General features: G+C 34.9%; 16 protein-coding genes and 2 pseudogenes. 9 read left to right on the top strand and 9 right to left on the bottom strand.

The features are described 5' to 3' along the window. Positions 1–37 precede the first annotated feature (37 nt). Positions 38–352: pseudogene (gene terL / locus OOL03_RS06075) on the bottom strand (phage terminase large subunit); the annotation flags it as partial. Between the two features lie 61 nt (positions 353–413). Here terL and OOL03_RS06070 point away from each other — a divergent pair. From OOL03_RS06070 to OOL03_RS06055, 4 genes and pseudogenes are all read left to right on the top strand, one after another. Continuing rightward, positions 414–1,273, top strand: a protein-coding gene (locus OOL03_RS06070) for an IS630 family transposase (RefSeq protein ID WP_264707019.1) whose coding sequence is annotated in 2 segments (ribosomal slippage) — positions 414–738 and positions 738–1,273 — 861 coding nt in all. Because the reading frame shifts where the segments join, the coding sequence is not laid out codon by codon here. 922 nt (positions 1,274–2,195) lie between these two features. After that, positions 2,196–3,451, top strand: a pseudogene (locus OOL03_RS06065) (IS4 family transposase). 440 nt (positions 3,452–3,891) lie between these two features. Continuing rightward, positions 3,892–4,419: a c-type cytochrome gene (locus OOL03_RS06060; RefSeq protein ID WP_015589210.1), complete on the top strand. Its 528-nt coding sequence runs from the start codon at positions 3,892–3,894 to the stop codon at positions 4,417–4,419. A 1-nt stretch (position 4,420) separates the two neighbouring features. Continuing rightward, the gene (locus OOL03_RS06055) at positions 4,421–5,182 is read left to right on the top strand and encodes an alpha/beta hydrolase (protein ID WP_012673268.1); all 762 of its coding nucleotides are present in this window, start codon (positions 4,421–4,423) and stop codon (positions 5,180–5,182) included. A 175-nt stretch (positions 5,183–5,357) separates the two neighbouring features. Here the strand turns inward: OOL03_RS06055 and trpS are convergent, their stop codons facing one another. The 5 genes from trpS to OOL03_RS06030 form a co-directional block, all read right to left on the bottom strand. After that, positions 5,358–6,356: a tryptophan--tRNA ligase gene (gene trpS, locus OOL03_RS06050; RefSeq protein ID WP_182320709.1), complete on the bottom strand. Its 999-nt coding sequence runs from the start codon at positions 6,354–6,356 to the stop codon at positions 5,358–5,360. Between the two features lie 17 nt (positions 6,357–6,373). Continuing rightward, on the bottom strand, positions 6,374–6,943 hold the full coding sequence (locus OOL03_RS06045) for a nucleotide exchange factor GrpE (protein ID WP_012673267.1): 570 nt from the start codon (positions 6,941–6,943) through the stop codon (positions 6,374–6,376). 61 nt (positions 6,944–7,004) lie between these two features. Beyond that, positions 7,005–7,991, bottom strand: coding sequence for a polyprenyl synthetase family protein (locus OOL03_RS06040; protein ID WP_264707294.1), 987 nt, complete (start codon positions 7,989–7,991; stop codon positions 7,005–7,007). A 10-nt stretch (positions 7,992–8,001) separates the two neighbouring features. Continuing rightward, entirely contained in the window at positions 8,002–8,322 is a 321-nt protein-coding gene (gene rpsP / locus OOL03_RS06035; RefSeq protein ID WP_006279266.1) for a 30S ribosomal protein S16, read from the bottom strand. Positions 8,323–8,723: 401 nt separating this feature from the next. Then, on the bottom strand, positions 8,724–10,532 hold the full coding sequence (locus OOL03_RS06030) for a peptidylprolyl isomerase (protein ID WP_264707293.1): 1,809 nt from the start codon (positions 10,530–10,532) through the stop codon (positions 8,724–8,726). 331 nt (positions 10,533–10,863) lie between these two features. Between OOL03_RS06030 and OOL03_RS06025 the strand changes: the two genes are divergently transcribed. Together OOL03_RS06025 and rho are read left to right on the top strand one after the other, a co-directional pair. Then, on the top strand, positions 10,864–11,466 hold the full coding sequence (locus tag OOL03_RS06025; protein ID WP_274979679.1) for a cell cycle transcriptional regulator TrcR: 603 nt from the start codon (positions 10,864–10,866) through the stop codon (positions 11,464–11,466). Between the two features lie 199 nt (positions 11,467–11,665). Continuing rightward, positions 11,666–13,069, top strand: coding sequence for a transcription termination factor Rho (gene rho, locus OOL03_RS06020; RefSeq protein ID WP_264707292.1), 1,404 nt, complete (start codon positions 11,666–11,668; stop codon positions 13,067–13,069). Positions 13,070–13,235: 166 nt separating this feature from the next. On the opposite strand, the gene OOL03_RS06015 is transcribed toward rho, so the two are convergent. Both OOL03_RS06015 and OOL03_RS06010 read right to left on the bottom strand, forming a co-directional pair. Next, positions 13,236–13,712, bottom strand: coding sequence for an RDD family protein (locus OOL03_RS06015; RefSeq protein WP_006279800.1), 477 nt, complete (start codon positions 13,710–13,712; stop codon positions 13,236–13,238). A 22-nt stretch (positions 13,713–13,734) separates the two neighbouring features. Next, a complete protein-coding gene (locus tag OOL03_RS06010) occupies positions 13,735–14,271 on the bottom strand; it encodes an RDD family protein (protein ID WP_006279799.1) in 537 nt (178 codons plus the stop codon). Between the two features lie 145 nt (positions 14,272–14,416). On the opposite strand from OOL03_RS06010, the gene icd reads away from it, so the two are divergent. Next, entirely contained in the window at positions 14,417–15,844 is a 1,428-nt protein-coding gene (icd, locus tag OOL03_RS06005) for an isocitrate dehydrogenase (protein ID WP_264707291.1), read from the top strand. Between the two features lie 27 nt (positions 15,845–15,871). Continuing rightward, the gene (gene nth / locus OOL03_RS06000) at positions 15,872–16,510 is read left to right on the top strand and encodes an endonuclease III (protein WP_006279797.1); all 639 of its coding nucleotides are present in this window, start codon (positions 15,872–15,874) and stop codon (positions 16,508–16,510) included. A gap of 117 nt (positions 16,511–16,627) precedes the next feature. On the opposite strand, the gene dapE is transcribed toward nth, so the two are convergent. Then, entirely contained in the window at positions 16,628–17,824 is a 1,197-nt protein-coding gene (dapE, locus tag OOL03_RS05995) for a succinyl-diaminopimelate desuccinylase (RefSeq protein WP_010082500.1), read from the bottom strand. 42 nt (positions 17,825–17,866) lie between these two features. Here dapE and OOL03_RS05990 point away from each other — a divergent pair, with 42 nt between their 5' ends. After that, positions 17,867–19,123, top strand: coding sequence for an iron-containing alcohol dehydrogenase (locus tag OOL03_RS05990; protein WP_264707289.1), 1,257 nt, complete (start codon positions 17,867–17,869; stop codon positions 19,121–19,123). The last annotated feature ends 21 nt before the right edge of the window (positions 19,124–19,144 follow it).

Raw genomic sequence — 19,144 nt, 5'->3', positions numbered from 1 at the left:
ATAAGGGACCTTTTGGAAACTAACTTAGGTTTATTATCTAATCCACTGCTCTCAGCCATCTAAGCGTTTTATTAGGGTTGGGGCCAAAGTCTCTGACCCTAAAGGCGCTGGTGTTAATTTTTCTCATCCATTGCAGATATTGCGCGGTACTATCCACTTGATCATCGTGGCGAGCTTCTGGGAACATTAAAATTTCATATTCGAAATCGCTGAGCCATACTGCTTGATGCGGCAGAAAAACCCTGCCAGACTCTATTATCGGAGCAATTTGATAAAATCGAGTGAGTTTGTCATTGTGTGGAATTATTTCGATAATCGGTAGATCGCTATTTGCCTTTAGCTCTTGTGTTATAGCTCTTTCGATAAAAGTCCGGATGTGATAGGATAAGGATAGATGATGATAAGGAGGTTGAATGCCAGCAGCATATAGTTATGATTTAAGAAAAAAAGCAATGGAAGCGCTAGACGAAGGAGAAAGCAGAGAAACAGTGGCAGCAAGATTTAAGATTGGACGAACTACTTTATGGGAGTGGCAGCAAAGAAGAAAAGAAACAGGAGACTTTCAATCAAAAAAACTTGGAAATGGGGGTTACAATCACAAAATTACCGACTGGGATACCTTTGCCAAATTTGCCAGAGAACACGGAGGAAAGACTCTATCGGAAATGGCTAAACTTTGGAACAACGTTAGTATCCAAACGATCTATCGAGCCCTTAAAAAAATTGGATTTACGCGCAAAAAAAGACATATGGATACAAGGAAAGAAACGAAGAAAAACGTGCTGAATTTTTGAAAATTATAGCGACAAAAGAACCTAAAAACTTAGTGTATATAGATGAGTCTGGCATTGATAACACCGAAGACTACCCCTACGGATATTGCCAGAAAGGACGGCGGTTTTATGCCTTAAAATCTGGAAAGAAAACTCAACGAATCAGTATGGTTGCAGCCTTAAGTGGAAGAAAGATAGTTGTTCCGTTAACCTTTGAAGGCCACTGTAATATGGATGTTTTTAATGGATGGTTTGAGCAATTTTTGACACCGATCTTGGAACCTGGACAGACTGTCATTCTTGACAATGCTACTTTTCATAAGTCTGATAAGATTATCGAGCTTGCTAAAGGGGTTGGTGCAGAAATTTTGTATCTGCCGCCTTATTCTCCAGATTTCAACAAAATTGAGCATCATTGGTTTGCTATAAAAAACAGAGCCAGGAAAAACATTCCTCTATTCGAATCCTTTCTTCGTGCTGTTGATTCTGCCTTCCTATGACCTGTTTGGACTATTATGAGAAATGCTATAATATACGACCAGCAATAGCCATACAATAGACTTCTTGTATAACCCACACTAAGTAGAAAAAAGGTGTCATCCAAGTAGCTGACACTGCTCTCCTTTGTCATTCCAGTGCTTGACACTGGAATGACACCGAAGGGGCTACTGCCGTCTTGGATGGAAACCAGTGTCAGAACTAGTTAACCATGAGGCTTCTTTTGCCTTTTTTTCCATTTGGTAAATTTCTTAAATATTTATGGCTAACATGAAGCTAAGTACGAACTTTGTTAAACATAACAAATGGTGCCATTCCAGTGCTCCTTTTTTTGTCATCCCAGTGCTTGACACTGGGATGGCTTTGTTGCATCGCTAGCTATGATGGATTAAAGATAAAAAAGATAGCGAATATCAGTAGCTTATTATTCTGGTATTTATAACAAGAACGGTCAGTGAATACCTAAATTTGAGTAAAAGAAATTTCACTACCACTCACTAATCCGGCTAAAATTCAAGAATTTCAATGCTTTAGCTATTTTCAATAGAATTAAATTTATTAATGTAAATAATAAATTACTATTCTTAAATTTGATCAGATTGATTGCAAAAAAACAAGATTTTCAATAGGTTACTTATAATCCTAACTATAGTTAGCCTTTCATAAGTAGCGATGCAACAAAGCCATCCCAGTGTCAAGCACTGGGATGACATCATAGGGACACTGGGATTACACCCTGACAATCGTCATCCAGCTACTTGTTAGCGGCTAAGAGATACCGCGAATGAATCGCGGTATGACGGTTCGTGGCGGCATGACGATAACCTCGTCTCACTGCCATTAAGTTAAGGAAAAAAGATAGATTTTATGGGATAATGATGTATACCAATAAGTTTAAAGGTAGTATGAGTAAAAAAGGCAGTAATAAAATTTATTCAAAATGAATTGGCAAGTCTAGAATTTATAGAATCCCATAAATCATCTTCAAAAGATTTTATGAGAAAGAGGAAGTTATCTTTTATTGACATATTTATCTTAATTTTAAGAAAAAGTGTAAAGTCGCTGCAAGTAATACTAAACGAATTTATTTTATATAGGAAAAAAGACTATACCGTTACTGCTAGTGCTTTTAGTCAAGCAAGAAAAAAAATGAAACACAGTGCATTTTCAGAAATTAACGAAGGTGTGGTTTCCTTGTACTACCAAGACCAAAAATTTAAAACTTGTTTTGGCTTTAGAGTGTTAGCTCTTGATGCCTCCAAAATCATTTTACCAACAAGCGTTGAAATAAAAAATGAATTTGGCTCAAGAAAAATACGTAACCAAAAACCAAAAGATTTAGGTGATTATGCAAGTGCAACCTTTGCGGTTTGTTAAGATGTGCTAAATAATGTTGCCATAAGGTCAGTGTTAGATAGAGGTAACACTCATGAAATTAACTTAGCAGATGAAATGCTTAAAGTTGTAAATACTAATGACTTACTGATTTGTATATTTATCTTATAAATTTCTTTCTAGCCTTACAAAAAGAAAAATTGCTTATGTCATTCGATGTCCCAGATCATCTTTTAATGAAGTGAATGCTATGTTTGAAGAAAAAAGCCCATCTAGTGTTGAGGTTACCATATGTGCTCAGCGTAAGATAAAACAAGAAAATAGTGGAATAACGCTTCAAAGTGGTACTGCCATCTGGTGAAATTGAAGTGTTAGCTACATCATTAATGGATGAACAAAAGTTTCAAACTGGAGGATTTAAGGAGTTATATTTTTTACGCTGGGGAGTTGAGACATTTTTTGCAAAACTCAAAGGAAGACTAAGTCTAGAAAATTTTACAGGAAAAAGTGTTGAGTCTGTTAAACAGGATTTTTGGTCAGCTATCTTTATTAGCAACCTAGAAAGTGTTATGACAGAAGATGTAGAAGAAGCGTTGAATATGGACTTAACCGATGATAAGCTTAAGAGGAGCATTAACAAATCTGTCTCATTTAACGCGATCAAAAACTTGGCTTTCGACATTTTTGCTACGGAATCAGATACTGACTGCATTATGGATCAATTATCAAAGCTATTTTTGATGAACACTTTGGCGGTAAGAAAGGGAAGGAAAGTTGATCGTCATAAGGTACCTTATCTTCGTTCGTTCAATTACCAAAAAAGGGTTAGAAAACACATATTTTGACTAGAGGTAGTATTCATATCTTCTGATAATAACTGGGTAGCTTATTGCCATAGCTCCTGTAAAATGACTTCTAAACAAACTATTTCTTAAGTAATTTACACTTCAGAGTTTATCTGCTTTAAAGTTTACTCTATTCTGTTTCAGCATTTGTCATAAATCCTTAATTATTTCTGACTTTTTAGTTCAGTTTTTAACCATTCTTTCCTTAACTTAATGGCAGTGAACCTCGTCATCCCGCTACTTGTTAGCGGGATCTCTTGTTAGCGGCTGAGATACCGCGAATGAATCGCGGTATGACGGTTCGCGGCGGTATGGACGTAAGAAAACCTTTCTTGGGTCAGCTATAGAGACTCTCATCTTTAGCGAGCTTCAAGGTAATTGGTTGCTATTTGCGAAAATATTCGCATAATTTAAGTAACATTACTTAATAAAAATTAACTATGGAGCTTAATAAGATTGCAGCATCGATTTTACTTTCTGGGCTAATCATTATGATAGTTAGTAATGTAGTTGATATGCTTTACAGTCCAGAAGAATATAAGATTGAACACCAAACGATAGTAGCTGCTGGCAGCAATGAGTTCCAGCAAAAAATCGAGCAAGTGGCGCTTGATATTGGAGCGCTCATGCAGAATGCTAGCTTTGAGAAAGGTAAATCAGCAGCAAAAAAATGTATAGCCTGCCATAGTTTTGAGAAAGGTGGAATGAATAAAGTAGGACCAAACTTATGGAACATAGTTGGAAATAAAAAGGCCCATCTTGGTAACTCATTCAATTACTCAAAAGCAGTGCTTGACAGAGGTGGAAAATGGGGGTATGAGGAGCTATTTGCCTTTTTAAAGAACCCAAAAGCCTATATAAAAGGTACACGTATGGCATTTGCAGGTATTTCCAATCCGCAAGAAATTGCAGATCTAGTTAGTTATTTGCATCAATTGAGTGATAGCCCGGTTGCTTTGCCAAAGTAGTATGGATTATTGTAAATTGTTTGATGGAAATAATGGTCACATAGCATATCGAAAGCTACAAGGAAAGAAAGCTTCTGTAGTTTTTTTCGGTGGATTTGCATCCAATATGGATGGAACTAAAGCAACTGCTATTTACAAATTTTGCCAAGAAAATGACGTAGCACTTGTGCTATTTGATTATTTTGGTCACGGTCATTCAAGTGGTAATTTTATTGATTACACGATAAGTGATTGGCAAAAAAATTGTGCTAAAGTAATGAGTGAATTAACTAGCGATAAACAAATAATTATAGGTTCAAGTATGGGAGGATGGCTGATGTTGCTCACTGCCCTTCAATTTCCAGAAAAAATTGCAGCACTAATTGGTATATCGTCTGCTCCCGATTTTACTGAAGATTTGATATTCAAGCAATTGTCAGGCAAGCAAAAAGAAGAACTAGATTCTAAAGGTGTAATAGATTTTACTTCAGAGCATTGTACATACAAAATAACTAAAAATTTGATCGAAGATGGCAGAAAGAACCTTCTTTTAAACAAAAAGACAATAGATATAAACTGTCCTGTGCGCTTGCTGCATAGCATTAATGATAAAGATGTTCCTTATCAAACTTCATTGAATTTAGCTGAAAAAATTAAGTCAACCGATGTTGAAGTACACTTAATAAAATCAGCAGAGCACAATATGTCTGACAATCATTCACTGGAAGTTTTATTTAAGACCATTAGAGAATTTTGTAACCAGACTGCATTCTGTGATTTTTAGCAAAACACGATTTTTCATTTGAGCTTTCTTCAACTTAAAATAAATACAGAAAATTGCTGCCTATAGCTAAACTGACTTAGATTTACCGACAATTTGAAAAACCGTCATCCCGCTACGTGTTAGCGGCTGAGATACCGCGGCGGTATGACGGTTCGCACCATCACACTTTGGAACCTTACAGATATTGAGCAAATCCAATAATATCCTTGATTTCTTTTATATTATGGGTTGCAATTTCTGCTGCTTTCTTTGTGCCTTTTTTTAATATTTCATGTAAATGGAATTGGTCTTTTAAAAGATCATTCATTTTCTCACGTATGGGTGATATAACACTGATAATTAAATCAGCTAACTCTTTTTTGAAGTGCTTCATGTCATGTTTGTTCACTTCTTCACATACTTTTTCCGCATTTACATTACTAAGCACTGAATAAATGTTTATCAAATTGCTTATTTCTGGTCGGCACTTTAAAGTAGCAAAGCCTAGAATTGAATCTGTTTTTGCTTTTTCTATTTTTTTGACAATTAAGTCATCCGTATCATCAAGGTTAATGCACGAATGTTCTGAAGGATCAGATTTACTCATCTTGCTTGTGCCATCCCTTAAGCTCATTATCCTTGATGTGCAATCCAAAGTTAAGATTTCAGGTACGATGAAATAATCCAGCTTATAATGATTGTTAAAAGCTGATGCAATATCACGTGCAAGCTCCAAATGCTGTTTTTGATCATCACCAACAGGAACGTATTTAGTTTGATACAACAATATATCTGCAGCCATAAGTACTGGATAACTATATAATCCAAGAGAGGCTTTTTGTTTATCGCTGCCAGCTTTATCTTTAAATTGAGTCATGCGATTAAGCCAACCAATTGGTGTATAGCATCCAAGCAGCCAGCCCAGTTCTGCATGACCACTAACTGTGGACTGACTAAAAATAATGGACTTTTCTGGATCTATTCCGCATGCAATATAAGCTGCTGCTGTTTTGAAAATATTACTTTTTAATTCACTTGCGGGAAGCTTATTTGCTGTGATTGCGTGTAGGTCGACAATACAAAAAAGAGATTTGTATTTATCCTGTAAGTCTATCCACTGTTTGATTGCACCAAGATAATTACCTAGATGTAGTACGCCACTTGGCTGGATACCTGAAAAGACAATACTTGTCATTATACATTTACCTCATGCTAATCGCTTCCACAATCAGCAGATTTCTTAGAAAGAATAACCATTGCAGGACGGAGCAACCTATTTTTGATAGTATAACCAGTTTGTAGTACTTCTACAATGGTGCCAGGCTTTTTTTCATTGTCTTCTCTTTCCACAACAGCTTGGTGTAAATTACTATCAAAAAGCTCACCAAGTGGATCTACTTCCTCTATTCCATGTTTTTTTAGATCATTTATAATTTTTTGATAAGCTACTTTAATCCCCTCATGAACAGGATCACCGTCTTTCAAAATTTCCATTACTCTTTTTAAATTGTCGCACGAGTCGATCATATCACGTGCAAGTTTTGTGACTGCGTAGTCACTTGCATCGCTAATTTGCTTTTGCATTATACGTTTGACGTTTTCATTATCTGCAACAGCACGGCGTAAATGATCTTCAAGCTGAACTGCACGTTCTTTTAATGTATTGAGATCTTCATTTAAATCATCAGTTTGCTTATGGTTATCACTTTGTTGGTCGTCACCTTTCTGCCTACTTACCATATCAGCAAACTTCTTCTTTTTCTCCTTACTGCTATCTGACATATCATTACCCTTAAGAATCTAATAAATATATAACAATTAATCTGAAAATATCAAGCGCCAGCTACATTCGTCTTTCTATGCTCGCATTTAAAAAGTTAATTAAAGTAGTTTTATAAAAAGAATCAGAAAAAGTACTAATATCATTTTGTGCCATATTAATGTAGTGTCTAGCTTTTTCCATAGAAAGCTGAATGGCATTATGGTGATTAATATAGTGTAATGCTTGGTCAAAATTGTGTCTAGCTGAAGAAAAGCATTTTTCCCAGAATGTTTGCTCTGCTGGACTGCCCTTTTCGTATGCTATAATAGCAGGTAAGGTGACTTTACCTTCGAAAAAGTCTTTTCCGACTTGTTTTCCAGAAGTGCCTTGATTAGCAGTATAATCGAGCATATCATCAACTATTTGAAATGCCATACCAAAATTAAAACCAAAATTCTTTAGCCTCTCTGTTTCGTCATTTGTTGCACCAGATACTGTTGATGCAGCTTCACAGCATGCAGAAAATAAAGATGCTGTCTTTTCTCCAATGATATCAAAATAATTTTCCCTGACTGTGTGGGGGTTAAAGCGTGCTGTCATCTGCTTTATTTCACCCTTCACAAGTAAATGCGATGCTTTAGATAAAATAGAGAGAATATTTAAATTTCCACACTCTATAAGCCATCTAAATGCTAGAGTCAACAATAGATCACCAACTAAAATGCTTGATTTATTTCCCCAAATCTTATTCGCTGTTTTAACTCCATGGCGTGCCTCACTTTCATCGAGCACATCATCATGAAGTAAAGTAGCATTGTGTATAAACTCTACCGATGCAGCAACGTTGATCCTATTCTCCCCAGAATAGTTTAGCATTTTACATATAATAAAAACTAGTTTAGGCCTTATTTTTTTTCCACCTGACCTAACAAGATGAGATATAATATCAGTAGCAAGCTTAGCATCTTCATCATTGACATTTTTGAAGACAAAGTCATTCATAGCTGACAAATCAGAAGATACAATATCGTCTAATTTATCGCTGTTTGTTAAATCAGTATTTAGCATTTTAAGAGACTTATGCCTCTTGCCCTTGTGCTTTCTCGTTCTCTACTTTCTTCTTTTCTGTTTTCTTTGGTTCTGTTTCTAAAGTTACTATGCCTTTTTTGATAAACCACAGTACTCTTTCAGTTGCCTGCGCGCCTACACTTAGCCAATGTTTTAATCTATCAGCTTTCACCACAACACGATTTTTATTGTCTTTTGGTAACATTGGATCATATTGTCCTATTTTCTCAATAAAACGCCCATCTCTTGGTGCTCGTGAATCAGCTACAACTATCCTATAAAAAGGGCGTTTCTTTGCGCCAAACCTCGCCAACCTTATTTTAACTGCCATGTTAACCTTTATTCATATATTAGCCACAATTTTATACAATGAGCCGTTTTAAGTCAAATGAATTATACAACTTTTGCACCTTATAATATAATTACCAATAATGTAGGGCAGTGCCGGGTGCACAGCTATACGAACATTCATTTGTGAAGGTAAATTGCACAGCAAATGGTGTCATTCCAGTGCTTGACACTGGAATCCAGCCTTTTTTTAATCATTAAAACGTTGTATTTTAACATAAAACGGCTACTTTTATGCTTACCAACTTAATAAAATTCCTGGATCCCAGTGTCTGGGCACTGGGATGACATCCTTTCTAGTGAAGATTGCTCTCAAATCGCAATGTTCGTACAGTTGTGTGTCTGGGCACTGGATGCGTTTGAAGCAACTTATAAGATTTTTGATTATATATCATCAAGTATAGCGTGATTAACTTCGACTTTATACTTTGATTCCAGATAGCTAATTAATTGCTCTTTTAGCGATATCATCACACGTTTTCCGGTGTCAAGCATGTTTAATTTGCCATTTGATGAATGCATTTCTTTTAGAACACCTATTATAATTTCATTATTGTATTGAATAGGATCTGTCACTGAACCAGTTGTTTTCATATTGAAAATCTCTTCTACAAAAGAAAAGGGGTAGTTTTGTTGATCCACTTTATTGCGGTGCATCTGCTGACCTTTAACTAATTCCACACCTTGAATTTCTTCCAAATCTGTTTTTTCTCTTAGTTGAACTGCAACCTCTTGCCCGAATTTAAACATTCTTTCTTTTATAAACTCACTACGCCAAAGCTCTACCGCTAATGCCTTGCCTTCTTCAAAACTTTGCAATTTGGGTGGAACGATATCGACGATTTTTACACTAACAACAGCGTCCCCAACGCCCTTAAAATAACCTTTCTGATCCTTTTCTCGCGAAAAAATGAAAGAAATCAAATCACCAGAATCTCCTACGTTATTACCGCTTTGATCTTTTCCACTCGCATCTACTGGACCAATAGTTTGTATAGGTAAATTATATTCACTCAATATTTCTTCAATTTCTGAACCATTGTATATCTTATAGTTCACTTGGTTTATGAAATCATTGACTCTTTCAAAAGACTTTTGGTTAGTTAGAACTGACTTTATGTCTTTTTTTAAATCAACTAAGTCTTCATCAGAGATTTGATGCGCACTTTCCACTTTTACTATGTGCCAACCAAAACTGCTTGCTAAAACTTCACTTACTTCACCTACTTTGAGAGCAAATACCTTCTCTCTCACGTCTTCTGGTAAAAAATCCTTAGTTATATTATTTACTTTAGTTTCCTCAAGTTTTGCTTTGCCAAACTCTTCTACTATCTGTTCAAAGCTTGTTTTACCCTCCTCAAATGCTCTTCTTGCTGTCTCAGCTTCTTCTTTGGTAGAAAATATTGCATTGAATATATCTCTTTGATTTTTAAGTTCTTGTTGTTCTATTATACCATCAACTTCTTCATCTGAGATCTTGATTTGATCTTCAAAATACTTTTGGCCTAGGGAAATATATTGCGCAGTTCGATACTCAGGATAATAAAAATGGGATTTATTTCTTTCGTACAAATCAAGTAAGGCTTGATCATCTGGTTCAGGAATGTTTGTAACTGCATCTTCAGTTATTTTAACAATATCAACTACTCTAGTTTGGTAGCGACTTTTGTATATCTGCTCATCAATTTTCTCGCCAAAAGTTACTGGATAATTATCTTTAAATAATGAAGTCATGAACATCATTGCAGGCAGGACTTTCTCTAGCTTTGCTATATACTCTTTCTCTGTCATATGCAGGTCATTTAGCGTTTCATAGAATTTATTTTTGTCAAATTCACCTTTATCATTTTGAAAGTATTTGGTGTTTTTAATATGGTTTTTTATAGATTCTTCTCCAACTGTCACCCCCAGCTCACTAGTTAGGTTAAACAATAGTTTTTGCTCTATAAGTGCGTTAAGCAAATCATATTTCAGCTTTTTTACTTGTTCTCTACTCGCATCAGATCCAGAAATTTGCTTTTCATAATTTTGATATAGTGATTTATACTCATCTGACGTTATAACTTCTTTTCCAACCCTAGCTACCTCTTCTTTTTCATCATCACCTGATAAAAGGTTGCCAATTCCCATGAAGATTAACAAGCAAGCTAAAAGGACAACGGTTACTTTAGTGAAAAAATTTTTAACATTCATTTTAAACCCAGTTAATTAATGATTAATTATAGAATAGTGATAATTTAATGCTTGTAAACCTGTTGCTTTATTAGCTAATATATATAATATTACAATATATTAACTTAAAATTTAACTCTCTAATCTTAAATAGGAACATATGTTTAACTGAGTTATACTATACCTTAGGAAGGGGAAATATTTTGTTTGAAATATGCTTAAAGGTAAGCGCATTTAATTAACTTAAGAGGTGGGAAGTGACAAACAAAAAGTTATTGAATGACAAAATTAATGCTTTTTTAGTTTTAATAGTTTATATTTTAGCTCTGTATAACAGTAAGGGATACTTTAAATGGGAGATGCTTTTTTGATGTCAATGGAATCTTCTAAGGGCAATAACGATAGAAATAAACAGTTTCTAGTGCAAATAGCTGCTTGGTTAGTAGACAACACTGGTTTAACTTTTAATCAAATAGCACAATGTTGCAGATTGGCCCTTGAAGAAGTACAAGACATAGCTGATGAGGAAATAGAAGTAGAAAAATATAACCCTATTATTTCTGGAATAATTACTGAAAAAGAAATCGATGATTGCAAAAAAAATTCAAATCGTGTACCAAATTTGATTATAAAAAATATAAAAAAAAGAAGTAAAGCGATTGGTAGCATTCTTGGCTTTGCCTCTACGGCAAGACGTAGAGATAAACCTGATGCGATTTATTATTTAGTAAAAAAATTTCCTATCTTGGACGATAACGTTATAGCTAAATTAATTAGTACAACAAATTACACAGTTGAGCAGGTAAGAGATGGATCTCATCATAACATGCAAAATATAAAACCCCAAGATCCTGTACTACTCGGCTTATGTAGTCAAGAAAATTTAGAAGCAGAAGTGGAAAAAGCAAAAGTAGAAGAGGAGAAGCAAGAAAGGTTAAAAAAATATAAAGAATAGCTATTGAAAATCCTCAAATTTTTGTGTTTTGTTAACATTAAATTAACTTGACTTGCTAGTGTTTATTAGTATAATGTAAGTAAAGTACGGGGTTTAATGATAATTAAGCTTAATACGCACTGAAACTAACTCAGCATAATTTATTATCTTATAGTCACATTTTAGGTTAGTAAGCATCAATTAAAATTTTTGGAGGATTATGACAACAATCAATGAAGATGTTTTGGCAAAAGGAAAGGTTACAGCTCAACCTGAAAAAAGTGAGCAAATTTACAATAACGATACAGTAAAACAGATGGTCAATGAAGGTACTGAGAAAAACAGAAAAACATTAGATCTGAGCGAATTAAAAGAGAAAACAGCAGAAGAATTGTTAGAGTTAGCTGAAGAAAGAAAAATTTCAACTAACGGTAAAAGCAATGGTAGAATGCTAAAGCAGGAAATAATATTCAGCTTAATGAAAAAAATGAGTGAAGAAGGAGGCATAACCACAGGGAGTGGAATAGTGGAAATATTGCCTGATGGTTTTGGTTTCTTACGTTCAGCAAGTGCAAATTATGCCCCAAGTACCGATGATGTTTATATTTCTAACGGGCAAATAAAGAAGTTTAATTTACGTACAGGAGATATGGCATATGGAGAAATAAGGCCACCTGGTGATAAAGAGAGATATTTTACTTTAACTAAGGTTCAAAGTATAAACTCTACTGAAGTAAGTGAATTAAGAAAGTACGTCCATTTTGATAATTTGCTTCCTCTTTATCCTGAGGAAAGCATAGTACTTGAGTGTAATAATGGTGATGATAAAAAAGGCTTAAGCATGCGTGCTATAGATATAGTAGCTCCTCTTGGAAAAGGGCAAAGAGCGTTAGTAGTTGCTCCACCTCGCACAGGAAAAACTGTATTGCTTCAGCAAATGGCTAACTCTATAGCTATAAATCACCCTGAAGTAGAATTAATAGTGTTACTTATAGATGAAAGACCTGAAGAAGTAACAGATATGATACGTTCTGTAAAAGGTGAGGTAGTAAGTTCTACGTTCGATGAGACTGCTTACCGTCACGTACAGCTTGCTGAAATAGTAATAGAAAAAGCTAAAAGAATGGTTGAGCATAAAAAAGATGTGGTAATTCTACTTGACAATATTACTAGACTTGCACGTGCTTATAATGCGGTTATTCCTTCGTCTGGGAAAGTTCTAACTGGTGGTGTAGATTCAAACGCACTGCAGAGACCAAAACGCTTTTTTGGAGCAGCTCGTAATATTGAGAATGGGGGTTCTTTAACTATAATCGCCACAGCTCTTATAGATACTGGTTCAAAAATGGATGAAGTTATTTTTGAAGAGTTTAAAGGTACAGGAAATGCTGAGATCATACTTGATAGAAAACTTTCTGATAAACGTATATTTCCAGCTATTGATATTACAAAATCCGGAACAAGGAAGGAAGAGCTATTAGTTGATAAGGCTATACTAAATAAAATATGGGTGGTACGTAGGATACTCAATCCTATGGGACCCGTTGAAGCAATGGAATTTTTACGTGACAAACTACTTTTAACAAAGAGCAATGCTGACTTTTTTAACTCCATGAATCACTAAAAGTAAGCCAGTTATGATGGATATGCTGAGCAAAAAGTAAAACGCTCTTATAGCTAAAATAATTTGGATTTACCAAAATATATTTATAGTTAAGTTGGCAATTTACCTTAAGTTAGCGCGTGACACTGGAATGACACCCTTGGTGGCAGACAGCTAAAGGAAAATATCAACTAGGTTTATAATCTATCACTACCGTGTTTGCAATTTTGTCGTGAAAAGCTTGTTTATGTTCATCACCTACTGCACATACTAAAACTAAGATTAGTATAGCTAAGAATAAAATGGGATTACAAAGTGATATGCAATAAATTATAAAAAGAGCTATAGTCCTTTTCATTGCTTGCATTGTAGTGATTGACTCAAATGTATCTTTGTCTTTTACGCGCATGCTAAATAACAAGTGTCCTGGAGTGCCGCCAAATTTTACTAGCATGAATATATGAAATATACATGGTATCATTAAAAATAAAGAAAATACAATCGTGGTGATTACAATTATTGCACCCATGATCCCTTGTATTGCGTGTGTAAGTGAGAAACCCACCGCCATTAAACCAAATGGTATTGCGATAAATAAAATACAATCAACTATAAATGCTAGAGTACGTCTTGTCATCGTTGAGTAGTTTACTTTTTTATCCATGTACTACCTATAAAGAAAAATATCAACTAGATTTATAGTCTATCACTACTGTTTTTGCAATTTTATCGTAAAAAGTCTGTTTGCGTTGATCAAATACTGCAAACAAAAATAAAATTAGCACAATTAAAAGATATAGAAAAGTATAACCATGATAATGCAGATGAAGCAAAAAGCGAAAAATAATCCAGATGCTTCCCTTAGAAATACATCTTATTGTTGCTTGCATAAGGGTAACATTTGTAAATGTATTAGCATCTTTAATATGCATACCACACAATAGTTTTCCTGGGGTACCACCAAGTTTTGTTACCATTAATATTTTGGATATTGTTAGTACTAATGTTGCGACCACTGTAGAAACTATAAATGGTATTTCTGTTGCTAGTTGTGCAAGTTCCTGAAAAGAGTCTTTATCTTGATCTTGTAATGATACGATGAATACACCATAGATAAAACCGAAGATAAAATGAGGGGAAAATATGATGAGGTCAAGTATTTCTGCTACAATACGCCTTGTAAATCCTACATAATTTACTTTAACATTTATTTCAGTATTCATAACCCCACCTATATTTCATAATATCATCATATAATATAAAAATACGTTATTAAATAACCGTAAATATACTAACTTGGGTAATATTAGCTACTTGTGCCACTCTATTATTTAAATTAATATTAAATCATTTATAACTAGGGAAGTTATGTCAACACCAATCACAGTTGCATATGGCGACGGTATCGGACCAGAAATCATGGAAGCGGTGCTGTCGATATTGCGCGAAGCAGAAGCGAAAATCTCAATAGATATTATTGAAATAGGGGAGCGTGTTTATAGTAAAGAATGGTCTCACGGAATTTCTCCAAGTGGTTGGGAATCAATTGAAAGGACAAAAATATTATTAAAATCTCCGACAACAACTCCTCAAGGTAAAGGCCACAAAAGCTTAAACGTTGCACTCAGAAAAAATCTAGGGTTGTATGCAAATATCAGACCATGCATTTCATATCATCCTGTTATAGAAAATAAATTCGATAAGTTTGATATCGTAGTAATACGTGAAAATGAAGAGGACGTTTACACCGGAATAGAGCACAGGCTCACTGGTGACTCTTACCAATGCACTAAAATTATTACTAGATCCGGCTCAGAAAAAATATGCAGGTACGCTTTTGAATATGCAAAAAAACATAGTAGAAAGAAGGTAACTTGTCTTACTAAAGATAACATAATGAAAATGACTGACGGAACTTTCCATGCGGCGTTTGATCGTATTGCAAAGGAATACCCGGACATAAAGGCAGAACATTATATAGTCGATATTGGGATGGCACGTGTTGCCACAGAACCGGAGAATTTCGATGTTATAGTAACCGAGAACTTATATGGCGATATATTATCGGACATTGTGGCGCAAACCTCTGGATCTGTTGGACTCGCTGGAAGTAGCAATATAGGTAATGAATATGCAATGTTTGAAGCAGTGCACGGTTCTGCTCCTGATATTGCAGGAAAAAACATAGCTAATCCTTCTGGACTTTTGAATGCTGCAGTGCATATGTTGGTCTACATCAGTCAAGTGAGTACTGCAAAACTAATTTACGATTCATGGCTCAAGACTTTGGAGGATGGAATACATACCGCCGATTTATATAAAGAGAAAAAGAGTAAACAGAAAATTGGTACCAAAGAATTTGCAGAAGCCGTTATAGATAATCTAGGAAAAAAACCGAAAACATTATCTGAGCTTACAGTCGGTAGCAGTACAAATAGCAAAATAAGTGAAATACAAAATAGCTATGAACAGGACTATAAAACCAAAAAGCTAGTAGGTAGTGATATAGCGCTTGCTTGGGACAAATCCAGCAACTTTGACCAAATAGTTAGGTTATTTGAATCGAGTAATCTGCAAATGATAGCAATATACTCAAAAGGTCTTGCGATTTGGCCAGGAAACTCAAAACCTTCAAGTGATCAAATAACCTGTAGGTTTATCGCAAATAATGAAAAGCAAGCTATTACAAATAGTGATGTGAATAACTTGCTAATCAAACTTGAAGAACACAATTTTGACGTGGTGAGAATGGACAAATTGTATTTGTATGATGGGAAAGAGGGGTTCTTTGTTTAAATATTTAAAAGAGGTGTGGTAAATGAAATGGACTCAAAAAAAGTAGAACTAATATTTGAAAAGTTTCAACAATCAAATCCTGCGCCAAAAATAGAGCTAAATTATACCAATCATTTTACGTTACTGGTTGCGATAGTTTTATCAGCGCGGACAACTGATGTAAGCGTTAATAAAATTACAAGAGAACTATTTAATATCGCTGATACACCAGAAAAAATGCTGAGCTTTGGGCAGAGTGAGCTGAAAAAATGCATAAGCAGTATTGGTTTATATAATTCCAAAGCAAAAAATATAATCGGGCTTAGTAAAATATTGGTAGAACGATACAACAGCAAAGTACCTACTAATTTTGATGATTTGGTGTCTTTGCCTGGAGTGGGGAGAAAGAGCGCTAATGTGTTCTTAAATTCGGGGCTTGGCATTCCAACATTGGCAGTTGATACTCACGTTTTTAGAGTGAGCAATAGAATTGGGCTTGTGAAAGAAAAAGATGTGTTTAAAACAGAGCAATCTCTTTTAAATGTGGTTCCCAAAAAATACCTGCTTTATGCTCATCATTGGCTAGTTTTGCATGGTAGATATGTTTGCAAAGCACAGAAACCTTCGTGTGAAACGTGCATAATTCATGATTTATGTGAATTTGAGTGCAAAAGGTATAAAGTCTAGTATTTCTTCTTTTGTCATCCAAGTAGCTATAGAAACGAAAAAACTTACTTGACACATTTTGCTGGAATGACACCAGTTGTTATTCAGACAACAGTTATGCAAGAGATCTGATTACATCTAAGCTAACAATGGACCACTAGATATATTACTAACTACGTTGACCTGATTCAATATTTTATTAGTGGGATTGAAATAATTTTCTATAAATTCCTTATATATAGCTGTTAACTTGTGTATATCGTTTACTGATACGCATTCGTTTATCTGATGTGCAGTTTTGTTGATTATACCAAATTCAATCACTGGACAAACATCTTTGATAAACGCAGCGTCAGATGTGCCACCACTTGTGCTAAGTATAGCATCAATGTTGGTAACCTTACTTATTGCATCAAGCATAATATCAGTATTTCTATCGGGAGTAGAGAGGAAAACGTCCCTGCTGCTATGCATAGAAAGTTTATAATCGTTAGTTACACTGGAGCATATTTCATCAATCAGCTTATATAAGCCACCCGGTGTTTGTTCATTGTTATATCGAATGTTAAAACGTGTAGTTGCTGAGCCAGGTATTAGATTGCTAGTATTATTTCCAACATCGATAGTAGTAACTTCGCAATGTGAAGGCTGAAAATATTTATTACCATGATCAAAAGTAGTATTTTTTACCTTACTCAATATCGATATTACCTTATATATTGGATTGTCTGCTAGGTCTGGGTAGGCAACGTGCCCTTGTTTTCCATGGCAAATTAATTCAAATGTTACAGAACCTCTTCTGCCTATTTTTATGGTATCACCTAATTTCTCACTACTGGTTGGTTCGCCAACCACACAAAAATCTATCTTTTTCTGCTTATTTTTCATCCATTCCAAAACTGCCTTTGTTCCATATTCTTCCATGCTTTCTTCAGCACTGGTAATCAATGCACTTATCGAACCATTAAATTGAAACTTCTCTGCAATCAAATTTACCATAGCAGCAATAAATGCAGCTACTCCGCTTTTCATATCAGCGGCCCCTCTTCCATATAGCATTCCATCCCTCACTTCTGGTTTAAATGGACCAAATGCCCAATCTTTTAACTGACCCGGTGGTACAACATCAACGTGCCCAGCAAAGCACAAATTTGGTACTCCATTTATATATTTCGCATAAAGATTTTTAACTTTATCACCAAATTCTAAAATCTCACAATCAAAGCCGCTCTTTTTGAAGATTGTTGCTATATACTCTATTGCCCCGCTGTCTTCTGGTGTTATACTCTCAAAAGAGATCAATTTCCTAGTTAGCTCTACAGGGTCAATTTTCATGTCAATCTTAAAATACTTATACTGCTATATTGTAAACACTCTATGCACTATTTAAAACAAATATTACATCAAACCGAACAAACTTTTCTAAGGGAAGTAATAACAGATTACTACCTTGCTGATGATATCTATGAAATATGCACACGACACGGAAATGACGTCTTTCTAGTTGCAGATAAAAATACAGCAAAACTTTTAAACAAAAACGTACTTAATAAAATTCCTAACTTAATTATTCCAGCTCCACCTGCCATTCCAGTGTCACGCGCTGGGATGACATCAGGTAGAGAAATGACAACAAGCAGAGCTGCCTCTCTTGAAACCGTAAATCTAGTTAGAAACAAAGCAAAAGACAGTGACTTAATAGTTGCATTTGGTAGCGGCACTGTTAACGATATCTGCAAATATGCAAGCTACCTCGAGAAAAAAGATTATATATCGTTCCCAACAGCCGCTTCTATGAATGGATATACCTCTGCAAATGCTTCAATATTAGTAAATGGATATAAAAAATCGTTCAAAGCACATCTTCCAAGAGCAGTATATATAGATATAGACATACTTGCCAATGCACCACTGCGTCTCACATTAAGCGGATTTGCAGATTTCATTTGTCGTTCAACAGTTCAGGCTGACTGGCTACTATCTCATTTGTTGCTTGGCACAGAATACAATGAATTACCTTTTACACTTGTTCGCGATTTGGAGCAAATTTTGCTAAGAGAGTATACGGCGCTTACTAAAAGAAGTAGAAAAGTGGTCCTATTACTTATGGAAGTTCTACTAATTTCAGGACTTGGAATGGTAATATCAAAAGGCAGCTATTCTGCAAGCCAAGGAGAGCATATGATAGCTCACGCAATGGAAATGGTAACAAGAGATCATTCCTTACTACATGGCGAAAAAATTGCTGTTACGACGATTACCATGGCTAATTTGCAGGAAAAGATATTATCAATACAAAACCCGATTATCAAACCGACCACTTTAGATGTAAAACATATAACTCAGTGCTTTGATAATATCGAATTTGTAAGAACTTTTGAACAGAAGCAAATTATGCAGCAAAAAATCCAAGAGATTATTTGTAAAGAATGGCATAATATTTCCAGTTTAATTAAGCAAAATTTACTACCTGCAAAACACCTGCAAAAAATATTTGAAGATCTATCAATTCCACACTTACCAGAGCACCTCAGTTGGAATAAAGAACAATATTGTAAAGTGGTCGATCTTGCGTTTACAACAAGAGATAGATTCACCTTTCTTGACTTAGCTAACTGCATAGAAGAAAGTTAAGTTTTGTAGTGAAATTCTGTC

The organism is Wolbachia endosymbiont (group A) of Acrocera orbiculus (assembly GCF_947250015.1).
Taxonomy (GTDB): domain Bacteria; phylum Pseudomonadota; class Alphaproteobacteria; order Rickettsiales; family Anaplasmataceae; genus Wolbachia; species Wolbachia pipientis.
The sequence above is the reverse complement of the archived record's forward strand: the minus strand, read 5'-3'. Positions and strand labels throughout refer to the sequence as shown.